Source organism: Paenisporosarcina sp. P5_A11 (assembly GCF_056400705.1).
The window spans coordinates 1-12,736 of sequence record NZ_JBFUKT010000090.1; the positions used below are offsets into that span (position 1 = coordinate 1).

13 protein-coding genes and 1 pseudogene are annotated in these 12,736 nt (G+C 39.7%); 10 read left to right on the forward strand and 4 right to left on the reverse strand.

Features of this window, described 5'->3' with window-relative positions:
- From AC1DOS_RS12575 to AC1DOS_RS12610, 8 genes are all read left to right on the forward strand, one after another.
- A partial coding sequence (locus AC1DOS_RS12575; RefSeq protein WP_477537779.1) for a hypothetical protein occupies positions 1–297 on the forward strand: 297 nt, incomplete at its 5' end.
- 287 nt (positions 298–584) lie between these two features.
- Positions 585–716, forward strand: coding sequence for a hypothetical protein (locus tag AC1DOS_RS12580; RefSeq protein ID WP_477537780.1), 132 nt, complete (start codon positions 585–587; stop codon positions 714–716).
- A 196-nt stretch (positions 717–912) separates the two neighbouring features.
- Positions 913–1,209 (forward strand): hypothetical protein, encoded by a 297-nt coding sequence (locus tag AC1DOS_RS12585; protein ID WP_477537781.1) that lies wholly within the window; start codon positions 913–915, stop codon positions 1,207–1,209.
- A gap of 277 nt (positions 1,210–1,486) precedes the next feature.
- Positions 1,487–3,400, forward strand: coding sequence for an N-acetylglucosamine-specific PTS transporter subunit IIBC (gene nagE, locus AC1DOS_RS12590; RefSeq protein ID WP_477537782.1), 1,914 nt, complete (start codon positions 1,487–1,489; stop codon positions 3,398–3,400).
- 69 nt (positions 3,401–3,469) lie between these two features.
- Positions 3,470–4,645, forward strand: a complete 1,176-nt coding sequence (gene nagA / locus AC1DOS_RS12595) for an N-acetylglucosamine-6-phosphate deacetylase (protein ID WP_477537783.1) — start codon at positions 3,470–3,472, stop codon at positions 4,643–4,645.
- The gene (gene nagB, locus AC1DOS_RS12600) at positions 4,636–5,391 is read left to right on the forward strand and encodes a glucosamine-6-phosphate deaminase (protein ID WP_477537784.1); all 756 of its coding nucleotides are present in this window, start codon (positions 4,636–4,638) and stop codon (positions 5,389–5,391) included. Before nagA ends, nagB begins: the two co-directional genes overlap by 10 nt.
- A complete protein-coding gene (locus tag AC1DOS_RS12605) occupies positions 5,381–6,103 on the forward strand; it encodes a GntR family transcriptional regulator (protein ID WP_477537785.1) in 723 nt (240 codons plus the stop codon). Before nagB ends, AC1DOS_RS12605 begins: the two co-directional genes overlap by 11 nt.
- 74 nt (positions 6,104–6,177) lie before the next feature.
- Positions 6,178–6,330 carry a hypothetical protein gene (locus tag AC1DOS_RS12610; protein ID WP_477537786.1) on the forward strand — a complete coding sequence of 51 codons (153 nt, stop codon included), beginning with the start codon at positions 6,178–6,180 and terminating at the stop codon, positions 6,328–6,330.
- Positions 6,331–6,790: 460 nt separating this feature from the next.
- On the opposite strand, the gene AC1DOS_RS12615 is transcribed toward AC1DOS_RS12610, so the two are convergent.
- From AC1DOS_RS12615 to murQ, 4 genes are all read right to left on the reverse strand, one after another.
- On the reverse strand, positions 6,791–7,651 hold the full coding sequence (locus AC1DOS_RS12615) for a MurR/RpiR family transcriptional regulator (protein ID WP_477537787.1): 861 nt from the start codon (positions 7,649–7,651) through the stop codon (positions 6,791–6,793).
- 93 nt (positions 7,652–7,744) lie between these two features.
- Positions 7,745–8,812, reverse strand: coding sequence for a DUF871 domain-containing protein (locus tag AC1DOS_RS12620; protein ID WP_477537788.1), 1,068 nt, complete (start codon positions 8,810–8,812; stop codon positions 7,745–7,747).
- Between the two features lie 59 nt (positions 8,813–8,871).
- Positions 8,872–10,239: a PTS transporter subunit EIIC gene (locus tag AC1DOS_RS12625; protein ID WP_477537789.1), complete on the reverse strand. Its 1,368-nt coding sequence runs from the start codon at positions 10,237–10,239 to the stop codon at positions 8,872–8,874.
- Positions 10,240–10,269: 30 nt separating this feature from the next.
- Positions 10,270–11,160, reverse strand: coding sequence for an N-acetylmuramic acid 6-phosphate etherase (gene murQ, locus AC1DOS_RS12630; protein ID WP_477537790.1), 891 nt, complete (start codon positions 11,158–11,160; stop codon positions 10,270–10,272).
- A gap of 319 nt (positions 11,161–11,479) precedes the next feature.
- On the opposite strand from murQ, the gene AC1DOS_RS12635 reads away from it, so the two are divergent.
- Positions 11,480–12,136, forward strand: a complete 657-nt coding sequence (locus AC1DOS_RS12635) for a reverse transcriptase-like protein (RefSeq protein ID WP_477537791.1) — start codon at positions 11,480–11,482, stop codon at positions 12,134–12,136.
- A gap of 276 nt (positions 12,137–12,412) precedes the next feature.
- Positions 12,413–12,736: pseudogene (locus AC1DOS_RS12640) on the forward strand (hypothetical protein); the annotation flags it as partial.

Below are 12,736 nucleotides of genomic sequence, written 5' to 3' on the forward strand. Positions count from 1 at the left end.
AACGAGGATGACACTAACAGAAAAGGATTTTGGCTACAGCCAAAATCAGTAATAACGACTTTGAACTATATGTTCTTGAATGTCCCCACACGCTTTCGCTTAGTGGATTTTTCAGTTGGGATCTTTTGGCTGAGCGATTGCTCAGTTGGAAAATATGAGAGTCAAGTTGGAAAAAAGGGCAGCCAAGTTGGAAAATCTGAGAGCCAAGTTGGAAAAATTKCGCTCCAAGTTGGAATCAAAACAAGAACGAGGATGACACTAACAGAAAAGGATTTTGGCTACAGCCAAAATCAGTAATAACGACTTTGAACTATATGTTCTTGAATGTCCCCACACKCTTTCGCTTAGTGGATTTTTCAGTTGGGATCTTTTGGCTGAGCGATTGCTCAGTTGGAAAATATGAGAGTCAAGTTGGAAAAAAGGGCAGCCAAGTTGGAAAATCTGAGAGCCAAGTTGGAATCAAAACAAGAACGAGGACGTCACTAACAGAAAAGGATTTTGGCTACAGCCAAAATCAGTAATAAAGATATTGAACTATAAGTTCTTGAATGGCCCCACACGCTGTCGCTTAGTGGGCTTTTCTGTTGGGATTTTTGGTGAGCGATAGCTCAGTTGGAAAATATGAGAGTCAAGTTGGAAAAAAGGGCAGCCAAGTTGGAAAATATGAGAGCCAAGTTGGAAAAATTGCACTCCAAGTTGGAATCGAGATATTATAACAGCCCAAATCAGTAATAATGGTTTTAAATATCTTGGTCGCTTTCTCCTCATTAAATAGGTATGGCATAAAAAAGAAATTATTAAAAGATGACGGATAAAATGCAGGAGGATTGTGGATGACTAAAGAAGGCAATTATTGATGAAGTAGAAAACATGTTGCGTTTTGGAGACTCTAGGATAAGGGAAGTGATTGTTTTGAATAAAGAAGAAAAGTTTAAAAACAATGAGAAAATTTATAAAGAAATTTGTGATATTGCAGATTCAATTGAAGATATTGATAGGAGAAATAAAGAATTGACAACTGAAGTTAAGGCATTAATTGGTAGTAAGTCTGACTCTAATACATGGGATTCTAATAAGGAACAAGATTTGACTAGGTTTTATGAAGTAGCAATACCTTATATTAATTCTTTAGGTAAAGAATTAGACTCATTTAAACAATCCTATGAAAAAATTATCAGTTTGAAAAGCAAAGAAATGAATAACGTATAACCACTATTAAGTCGGTCACATTCAATTGAGTGTGACTTTTTTTATGGATAAAAATTAATCAAACATCCAGATTTTTAGATATTACAGTAAAAGGAATGTATCAGAGGTTTCATTCATATCATTGAATTGAAAGTAGTTGAAAGCTAAATTTGAACTGAGCTTATATTAGGTTCAGCGAACAGGAAAGGAGGGCGACTGTCTTCCGAATTGGTATAGACAACTATACCTTTGTTATATATAGTGAAAATTAAGACTATTAAAAAGGAGTGAAATGAGTATGTTTAGTTTTCTACAGAAAATCGGGAAGTCTTTGATGTTCCCAATCGCCACGCTCCCAGCGGCAGCATTACTTTTACGTTTTGGTCAAGCAGATATGCTGGATAGTCCGTTCCTTGCTGCTGCAGGTAGTGGGATTATTGACAATCTTGCACTTATATTTGCGATTGGGATTGCGATGGGGCTTGCCCATGATGGAGGTGGTGGTGCTGCGTTAGCGGGTGCAGTCGCTTACCTCGTATTAACTAAATCAATTGTCGTTATTAACGAAACAATCAACATGGGCGTTTTCGCAGGTATTATTTCAGGTGTAGTTGCCGGACTTCTCTATAACAAATTTTATAATGTAAAACTGCCTGATTTTCTTGCCTTTTTTGGAGGAAGACGATTCGTACCCATTATCACAGCGGTAGCGATGACGATTTTGGCCGGATTGCTCGGCTATTTATGGCCGCCTGTTCAGCAGGGAATTGACGCTGCTGGCGATTGGGTGTTAAATGCAGGGATGCTAGGAGTTGGCGCTTACGGATTCTTGAACCGCTTATTGATACCGGTAGGATTGCACCACGTTATTAACACAGTTGTCTGGTTTGATTTCGGAACGTTTACGAACGCAAACGGAGAAGTTGTGCGCGGAGAAATCAACCGCTTTCTAAATGGAGATAAAACAGCTGGTCCTTTCCTAGCCGGGTTTTTCCCGATTATGATGTTTGGTCTTCCTGCTGCTTGTCTAGCTATGTATATGGCAGCTAAAAAAGAGAAAAAAGCCATTGTTGGTGGTATGTTTATCAGTATTGCCTTTACTGCGTTTCTAACAGGGATTACGGAACCAATCGAATTCTCGTTCATGTTCCTTTCGCCTCTTTTATATGTTGTTCATGCTTTGTTGACAGGCATTGCAATGATGATCGCTTTTGCGTTGGACGTACGGCACGGATTCGGATTTTCTGCCGGCGCCATCGACTTTGTATTAAATTACGGACTTGCCCAAAATCCATTGATGTTGCTGTTAATCGGACTCTTCATGGGGGTTATCTACTTTGTCGTTTTCTACTTCTTGATTATAAAACTCGATTTGAAGACGCCGGGACGTGAAGATGATGATGATGATGATGAAACGGAAGACGGTGCGGTCGACTATGGCAATAATTCAGCAGACAACAAAGCGTACCATACGATTGTTGCACTTGGTGGAACCGACAATATTCAAACGATCGATTACTGCACGACACGTCTTCGTCTGCAAGTAAAAGACACAGATCAAGTTAATGAAAAAGAACTAAAACGACATGGTGCAATGGGATTGATGAAAATCAACAAAACAAATGTCCAAGTTGTTATAGGTACATCTGTTGAGTTTCTAGCGGAAGCGATGAAAAAACGAATGAAGAACGGTAACCCTGTACCAGAGAAACCAATCGAGTCCGATGAAGTGACAGAACCAATTATGGTAAAAGAAATTTTAGAAAAAGATTTCTCGATGCCGATTGACGGAAAAATCATTCCACTATCTGAAGTTCCGGACGAAGTGTTTGCAAAAGGTATGATGGGCCAAGGGTTTGGAATTGTGCCTTCAGGAAATACTGTTTATTCTCCAGTTGACGGAAAAATCGTCAGCATTTTCCCGACCAAACATGCGATTGGTCTAGAAACGGATACGGGAGTGGAAGTATTGATCCACGTTGGAGTGGACACTGTAAAACTTAAAGGAGAAGGTTTTGACTTGCTCGTCGAAGATGGTCAGTTAGTTCAGCGTGGAGATGCATTATTGAAAATCGACTTGGCTTATATTGAATCCAATGCACCTTCGTCTATTATTCCAATCATCTTTACGAACTTGACTACCGAAAAGTTGAGTTTATTAAAAAATGGATTCCAGCGTCATGGAGATACTGGTATTGTAAAAATCCAATAATGACAAAAGATTAACTAGGAAAAAGAGCTTTTTATATCGATACTGGTTTTCTGCAAGGAGTGACAATTTATGAGCAATACAATGATGATTTCAAATTTCACAATTGCCGATGCAACAAAGGACAGTTTTGTTGGAGACATTTATATAGAAAATGGCAAAATTAAAGAAGTTGCAGCTTCTATAGAAACAATGGCAGATATTCAAATTAATGATGATGGTAGAAAGTGGATTATCGTTCCTGGATATATTGATGTGCACATTCATGGTGCTTCCGGTTTTGATACAATGGACGCGACACCGGAAGCACTGAATGGATTGGCAAGCGCGCTTCCTTGCGAAGGCACTACCAGTTTTTTGGCAACGACAATGACACAATCGAATAACGCAATTTCAAAAGCCTTAATTAATGCCAGTCTTTTTCAAGCGGAAGACAATCAAGCAGAAATGCTAGGCGTTCACTTGGAAGGCCCTTTTATTTCGCCAGAGCGAGCTGGTGCGCAACCACTCGAACATATTGTTAAACCTTCTATTTCTCTTTTTAAGGAATGGCAAAAACTAAGTGGAAACCGCATAAAACTTGTAACGATTGCTCCTGAAATAGAGGATGGGCTAGCTTTTATCGTAGAACTTAATGAAACCGGAGTAATTGTATCAATTGGACATTCGGATGCATCAGCGGAAATTATAAGCAAAGCGGTTGAAGCTGGTGCTCGCCATGTCACACATTTATACAACCAAATGAGCCCTTTTCATCATAGAGAACCAGGTGTAGTTGGAGCATCTTTGTTAGAAGATGATTTAACGGTTGAACTGATCGCCGATTATATTCATAGTCATCCGAAGGCACTAGACTTTGCCTTTCGTCAAAAAACAGCACAACGCATTACTCTAATCACGGATGCGATGCGGGCGAAAGGGCTCCAACCTGGAATTTACGATTTAGGTGGGCAAAATGTCCTTGTTAGCAATAATGAAGCGCGTCTTGGTGATGGAACGCTCGCGGGAAGCGTTTTGACAATGGAAATTGCAACGAAAAATATGAAGTTCGCTACTGGTTGCACATTATCTGAAATGGTGGCAATGACATCAACAAACGCGGCAAAACAGCTAGGCCTTTCGAATAAAGGAAGGATCGAACCTGGAAAAGACGCGGATTTGACCATCATTGATGAAAATTGGAATGTGCAAATGACCATTTGCAGAGGCAATATAGCATATACAAGGGAAGAGATAGTATGGAAGTAATCCTAGTTGAAAATTACTCTGAGCTAAGTGAACGGGCGGCACGTATAATAGAAGTTCAAATCTATAAAAATGACCGTTCAATACTTGGACTTGCGACTGGTTCGACACCGCTTGGACTTTATGAGATATTGATTGAAGGTTACAAAAGACGTGGAGTTTCTTACAAACATGTACATTCGATCAATTTGGATGAATATCTTGGTCTAGATAAACATCATCCAGGAAGTTTCCATACATTCATGTATGAGAACTTATTTAAAGATATCGACATCCCGATGGAACACATACAAATTCCAGATAGCCTGCCCCAATCAGTGGAAGAAGAATGCAAACGTTACGATCAAGTGATTGATAGCCTTGGTCCAATCGATCTACAAATACTCGGAATTGGATCGAACGGTCATATCGGATTTAATGAACCTGGATCGGATCCAAACAGTACAACCCATGTCGTCGAACTTGCTCAATCTACTCGAAAAGACAATGCACATTTTTTCGGTACGCTTGAAGAAGTACCGACTCATGCGGTAACGATGGGTATTCAATCGATATTAAAAAGCAGACGAATTCTTGTATTGGCATCTGGTAAGCGAAAAGCTGAAGCGGTTCAGCGCTTGTTAAGTGAAAATATTAGCGAGAATTTTCCAGCATCCCATCTGTGGACACATGATGATGTGACGCTTATCGTCGACCAAGATGCATACAAGTTGGTGAGCCAGAAAGGCAGTGAAGAAGTTGCTCGATAAGCATTCTCCAGTACCGATGTATGTCCAAATCGAAGAACATTTAAAGCTCCGAATTCAACAAGGTGAATTTTCAATAGGAGCGGCCATCCCTTCCGAACGTGAGTTAACAGAAATGTTTGGTGTTAGTCGCATGACTGTACGTCAATCCATCACGAATTTGGCGAATAGTGGGCTACTTTATCGGGAAAAAGGACGCGGAACATTTGTTGCAGCGCCAAAAGTGGAACAGCCTCTCAGTGGACTTACGAGCTTTACGGAAGATATGCTTGCGAGGGGATTGACGCCGAGCAACGTACTAGTTGGTTTTGAGAAAATGATTCCTGAGCTGGATATTGCACAAAAGCTCATGTTAGGGGAAGGGGAAGAGGTTTTCCTCGTTAAACGAATTCGATATGCTGACGAAAAACCAATGGCTATTGAAAAGACGTATCTTCCTGTGAAGCTGGTTCCTAAACTCGATAAAGATGCGTTAAATGGCTCACTTTACTCCTTTATCGAAAAGGATAAACAAATGACGATTGGTCATGCCATGCAGCGAATGGAAGCAGCGTTAGTAACAAAAGAGGATGCGAATTTTCTTCAAATTAATATTCCGTCCGCCATTTTAATTATCGAACGGATTAGTTACTTAACAAACGGACTCCCTTTTGAAATCGTTCATAGCACATACCGAGCAGATCGTTATCAATTCCTTAGCGAGATTCGGAGGTAATGGGCTGAATCGTTGATGAATAAAGTCGTCGAACCCATGAATCACAATGAACTATTAATTCGGGAGTTAATTAGATGAAAAAAGAAGTAAAGATTAGAAAGAAAAAAGAGGGTATTCTTAAGTGGATATTCGTTGAAATTCGAGATTCAGTTGTGTTTGAAGTAGCTTGGAGAATCTTATTTTTCATTCCAAGAATGATCATACTTTTCATTCGGAATTTGTTTTAACATAGCATTAAAAAAGGACAAACAATTCACATGCGAATTGTTTGTCCTTTTTTGCGAATCTCTATTTAAACCGAAACCTTGATTCCATTCACTGAGAATGACAGGTTTCCGTTCGCTTCGGAAGCTTTACCTGGGCCTATAGAAAAGCTATGTTAAAGAATGCTGTTGATATTTAAGAACAAAAGAAAAAGTACATTTGTGCCTAGCATTCCGCAAGAGCGTGAAGAATGAGACCCACAAGTATGTGGTTTTCATACTTGTTGGCTCATGCGGAACGTGCGGCAAGCGCAAATGTACGATAAAAAGAGGGAATCGTCTCCCTTACTATTCAAACACAATTTAATGGAGTCTATAGAAAAGCTATTATTAAAGAATGCTGTTGATATTGAAGAACAAACGAAAAAGTACATTTGCGGTTAGCGCAAATGGGCGATAGACGACAGTATCATTTAACAGAGCTTTAATTTTTTAAGTGTTGAACCACTTGATGTGTATCGATTATTCGTTCATAAATTTCTTGTCCGCGTTTAGAGCATAAGCCTACAAACAACGCATCAATAATCGCAAGTTGTACAATACGGGCTGTCATGGTGCCGATGCGGATATTATGTTCTTCTTCAGACATTGTTAAAACAAGATCAGCTAGTCTGCGAGCAGGTGAGGGACCATTTTGAGTAAGCAAAATGCAGCAAACATTCCGTTCTTTAGCAATGGTTAACATGTCGACAACTTCTTTGGTTTTTCCTGAAGTAGAGACGACAAAAATAACATCTTTTTTTGTCGCGTTGGCGGTCATGACCATTTGTAAATGACTATCATCTGAACGAAAGACATTGACGTTGATTCTAAGTAATTTTTGAGCAAAATCACGGACTACGACAGCAGATCCCCCTACACCGTAAAGATAAACACGTTCTGCTTTGTCAAGATGATCGATGGATTCAGCCAGAGTTTTAACCGAAATCATTTTTTCTGTATTTTGGAGAGCTTGAATCGAATTAAATATTACTTTTTGCATAATAAGTTTCGGGTCGTCTCCTAGTTGAAACGGAGAATCCACCATTTCTGGTGTCCCCACACCTGTTGTATGAAGCTCTTTAGCAAGTTCTAGTTTCATTACTTTAAAGCTATGGATACCGATGCGTTTACAAAAACGAATAATCGCCGCTTCACTACTTTGACAGGCATCAGCAAGTTTTTTGGTAGTCATCTCCATTACTTGCGAAGGGTTTTCCAAAACATAATTTGCGACCTTTATTTCGGCATGCGTGAAGTGCTCTAGGTTCCGCTCTATTTGTTTTAGAACAGAAAAAATAGACATCTCTTCCTCCTATGTGGACGTAATCGAACCTGTTGTATTTCTTCTAATTATATAGAGGGTAACTAGATTTCGCCAATTTCACTTCGATTAATATTAAACTCTTTTTAGTGAAAAACGATGTCCAGCTTTAATGAAATCTAGTAGAGGCAAATCATCTTTTATCACTTGTCCCACAACATTCACTGCTTCATTTTTTATTAACGATGTTTTGGCAATTTGAAGTTCCCCTTGATAGCGACCATAAAGTTCGTTATCAACCGTAATTGCCCCTTTTGCACGAGCGATTTGATTCCTCGCACGAATTGGTTCTCCAAGCTGTTGTGCAAATGGTCGGGCTCCTTCTGAACGAATGACATCACGTGCAGGATCAAAGCGATTACGATGACTTAAGCGAAGCAAGCTATCAGTTTGACTGACATCGATGAAAGATTCATAGCGCAATAGCATTTCATTATTTTGATAAGCTTTAAATTGATTTACTGATGACAGGCTAAGGGATGGATCTCCAATGAGGATACCATCTACAGGATGATTGTTTACAAGAGAAAGGTACGACGCTAGTGGTGACAAGTTGCGGTGATCTTCTAGTGTTGGCAGACCTTTATATAAAGGCCCTCTTAATTGTCCATCTCCTGGTATAAATGCCACCGTCTTTAAGCCTTTTTCTTTGAAAAAACGATTTTGTTTATCAAACCAGGCAGCTTCCAATCCTGTTTCAGGGCGTGGGTAATAATTGTGCCACACTTCAGCATGATTTTTCACAAGTCCTAATGCAAAAAGTTCTTCCAACCATTCAGGTGTTAGGGTGCTTGCATTTAGTGCAACGGGCATATAGTGTGAGATATCCGCAATCACAGCTGATTCAATGCCATAATCCATTCGAATACCACTAACACCCCAATCAAGTAACGTGCGGGACTCTTCCCATTGTAATCCAAGCGTAGTCATTGAATGGGTGGACATATCCACATAAAGTTCCATTCCACGTGATTGCACTTGAGACCCCAGTGTTTGAAGTGCTTTTTTATATAAAGTAGAATCGTCCTCAGGGATGTGTAAAGAAGTAAAGATTGTTGTTCCACCCAAATCTGAAATAACATCGAGATAAGATTCTTGTTCATGTTCTTCTTGTTGTCCTAAAAAAACAGATGCACCAATCATTCGATTTCCTCCATTTAAAGAAGAATAAAAGGGCAAGAGTCACCTCTTACCCTTCCATTCTAGTAATCTAAGTTATCAGCCATTTCCTCTTTAAATCCAAATAAATATGTGAAGATAAAACCAAATGTATACGCAACGACAAGACCTAGGAAATAAAGAAGGTATTTATTGTCATCGATTAACGGGATGAGTGAAAGACCCGATACCCCAATTCCACGTGCAGCTGTATGCATAAATGCTTGGAACGCTCCACCAACCGCGGCACCCATACAAGCAGTTATAAATGGGCGACCAAGAGGTAACGTAACACCATATAATAATGGTTCTCCTATTCCTAAGAAACCTACTGGAAGAGCTCCTTTAATCGTCGTACGCAAACGACTGTTTTTCGTTTTCACGTAGATAGCAATAGCAGCACCAACTTGACCTGCTCCACCCATTGCTAAAATGGTTAATATAGGGGTGACTCCAATTGTGTTGATGAATTCCATATGAATAGGTGTTAACCCATGATGGAGTCCAACCATAACTAGTGGCAAGAAGAAACCTGCGAGAATAGCCCCCGCAAATACGCCGCCTATATCTAAAACATACATAATTCCTTCTGTAATGCCTGTTGACAACAATCCACCGACTGGTTGAATGATAAATAATGTTGCAAAACCTACTACTAACACCGTTATAAGAGGAGTTAAAATAATATCAATTGAATTAGGTACAATTTTGCGTGCTGAACGTTCTACGACCACCATAAACCATGCAGCTAAAATGACTGCGATTAAGCCGCCACGTCCGGGGACAAGTGGTTCTCCAAATAACGTAATGGTGGCAAGTGCCGGGTTAATAATAATGATCCCCGCAATGGCACCAAGTGCAGGTGTTCCACCAAATTCTTTTGCCGTGTTCCAACCCACAAGTACGCCTAAGTAAGCGAATATTCCTCCACCAAGGAATAGTAAAATCGCCATCCATGTTTCTTCTGGATTTACACCCGCATTACGCGCAAAGTTGGCAGCACCATTGATAATACCTGATGCAACAAGCGCAGGAATAAGAGGGATGAATATATTTCCGACCCTTCTTAAACCATTTTTAAGAGGCGTACTGTTCTTCTTTTTCAAAGCAGCTTGTCGATCTTGTGCTGTTACATTTGGATTACCTGCAACTTCTCCCACGCGAAGCCCGGTTTCTTTGCTAATTTCATCAGCAACTTTGTTAACCGTTCCAGGTCCTACGACAATTTGAAGTGTATCATCTTCTACAACGCCCATAACCCCCGGGATTTGCTTCAATCCTTTAAGATCCACAAGAGATTCGTCTTTCACATTCAATCGAATTCTTGTCATACAGTGGTTCAGTTGAATAATGTTTTCTTTGCCGCCGACTTTCTCCATAATAGAATGAGCTAATTGTTGTTCCTTCTTCACCCAAATACCCCCTTTATGTATGTAATTCATTTACTCCATTGCTTTTCGAACAAACCCCTCAGCAGAATCTAATCGTTCGACTGATTCTTCATAAGTCATTCCTGTTAATATCATCACAATCGCTACTTTGACATTTTCATTAGCTTGATTGTAATAAGATGCAGCTTTTTCCTCGTCCACACCAGTTGCTTGAACAATCATGTTTTTTGCACGATGCTGAAGCTTTACATTTGAGGCTTTTACATCAACCATTAAATTTTGATACACTTTGCCAAGACCAATCATGACTGAAGTTGAAATCATGTTAAGTACAAGCTTTTGTGCGGAGCCCGCTTTTAAACGAGTGGAACCTGTTAATACTTCTGCCCCCGTGTTAATTTCAATAGGATGCTCAGCTGCTTTACTAATAATAGCGTCCGTATTACATGAGATACTAGCTGTTAATGAACCCCTTGCGCTTGCATACTCCAGTCCTCCTCGAACATATGGTGTTCTGCCACTAGCAGCAATGCCAATAACAGTATCTTTTTCCGAAAGGGAAATCGCAGCTAAATCATCTGCTGCATGTGTTTCTGAATCTTCAGCACCCTCAATGGCTTCAAGCAATGCTTTTTCACCGCCAGCAATAATCCCAACAACTAATGATGAATCCACTCCAAAAGTTGGTGGACATTCAGCAGCATCCAGTACTCCTAAACGACCACTTGTACCCGCACCTATGTATATGAGTCTACCACCTGATTTCATGCGTTCGATGGTCTGTGTTATTAAAACTTCCAACTGAGGAATAACCTCATTAACAGCTATTGGAACCGTCTGATCTTCTTCATTCATTTTCTGTAAAATCTCACGAACGCTCATACTATCTAAGCCTTCCGTGCTAGAATTGCGTTGTTCCGTAGATAAACTTTCCAAGTTCATAAGATCCCCACCTCCTAGTTACTTGTTTCCTCAATAGTATGCGCTTACAGAAATGAAAATTCAATATTATTCTAATATTTAGTGAATTTAAATTTCAATTTTGTKTATTTACATAGATTTAAACAACAATCATCGTATTTATGGGATCCAGGTTGACGAAGTGGCCCTCCAGGTTGTACAAAAGTCTAGCTATCCTATTTTCCACTATTCCTGAACAAATTTTAAGGAGGCAGATTCATAATAATGGACTATAATGGGAAAACTAACATTATATACTCGAAAGTGAAATTTACTATTACACAAAGGAGGATTACCGTATATCCGAATTGAATGGATTTATAAAACACCTAAGGGGACAGAAGCGTCTTTTAGTTCCGAAGAAATGCCGGCTGCACATGCTTTGCTGATTGTCGAAGACATGGACAAAACGAGACGCGTTAAAAAATTAACGTTAATCGACAGGTATGATAGCACGTGGACAGTGAAAGAATTGAAAGCCTATCTAAAAGGAATCGAAACCGAACCGCATAACGTCACGGTCTATTTTGATGGAGGGTTCGATCTTACGAGTAAAGCATCGGGTCTAGGGTGTGTCATTTATTACGAACAAAGTGGGAAGTTGTTCAGGTTACGGAGGAATGTTTCTGCCAATGAACACATTTCAAATAACGAGGCCGAATATGCAGCACTCCACTTGAGCATTCATGAGCTCGAGCTTTTAAATGTTCATCATTTGCCAGTCAAATTCATCGGGGATTCCCAGGTCGTTATCAAACAAATGACCGAAGAGTGGCCGACTCTCGAGAAAGACCTATCAGGATGGGCAGAGAGGATTGACAAAAAGCTAAAAGATCTCGGCATCCAAGCGGAGTACGAACTAGTACCACGAAAATCGAACGCAGAAGCGGATAGGTTGGCGACGCAAGCGTTGAATGGAATTGAAATCACGGCAACTAGTGAAGTGATTGGGGAGTAGGCAGGGAAGTCAGAGAAGTCAGAGAAGTCAGAGACGGTAGTTGGCAGATAAGGTTGAGGTAGATGAATCGAGTTTTTGGATGTCTATAACGAAAATACTTATTTTCTTTACTATAGAGGACTAACGTCACTAAATAACTACGAAAAAACGGACGTCTGAAGCGACGTCCGTTATCTTGTAATCGAAATTATGTTGTGAACTATTTTACGTTATCATCCTGAAATTTCACTATGATAAAATAAAGTAACTTATAGAGTGAAAAAGGGAAGTGATACTTTGGAGAAAAAACAGGCAGAAATCGTCAGTAATTATTTAGATCAGTGTAATGACTCTACTTCCACAACTTATGAAATACATAAATTATCAACACCAAACGATACGTTGCTTCAATTTCATCAATGGGCAAATAGAAAGCCGATTATTGCTGCTTATGAGGTATCTAGACTTGGTCATGACAGCTATTTTTTCTTATTCATTGATTGGCATCGCAATGATAAATATTATTTAGTCATTTATGCGTATGATAAATCTACGACCATTGCCGAACTTAACCGTACAATAGAAGAAGACGGCGTTACTTCACTTTCATGGACATATAAC

What these genes read in the sequence shown, in the direction of transcription:
- nagE (WP_477537782.1), top strand. Translation starts at nt 1,487, where the DNA reads ATGTTTAGTTTTCTACAGAAAATCGGGAAGTCTTTGATGTTCCCAATC.
- nagA (WP_477537783.1), top strand. Translation starts at nt 3,470, where the DNA reads ATGAGCAATACAATGATGATTTCAAATTTCACAATTGCCGATGCAACA.
- nagB (WP_477537784.1), top strand. Translation starts at nt 4,636, where the DNA reads ATGGAAGTAATCCTAGTTGAAAATTACTCTGAGCTAAGTGAACGGGCG.
- AC1DOS_RS12610 (WP_477537786.1), top strand. Translation starts at nt 6,178, where the DNA reads ATGAAAAAAGAAGTAAAGATTAGAAAGAAAAAAGAGGGTATTCTTAAG.
- AC1DOS_RS12615 (WP_477537787.1), bottom strand. Translation starts at nt 7,651, where the DNA reads ATGTCTATTTTTTCTGTTCTAAAACAAATAGAGCGGAACCTAGAGCAC.
- AC1DOS_RS12620 (WP_477537788.1), bottom strand. Translation starts at nt 8,812, where the DNA reads ATGATTGGTGCATCTGTTTTTTTAGGACAACAAGAAGAACATGAACAA.
- murQ (WP_477537790.1), bottom strand. Translation starts at nt 11,160, where the DNA reads ATGAACTTGGAAAGTTTATCTACGGAACAACGCAATTCTAGCACGGAA.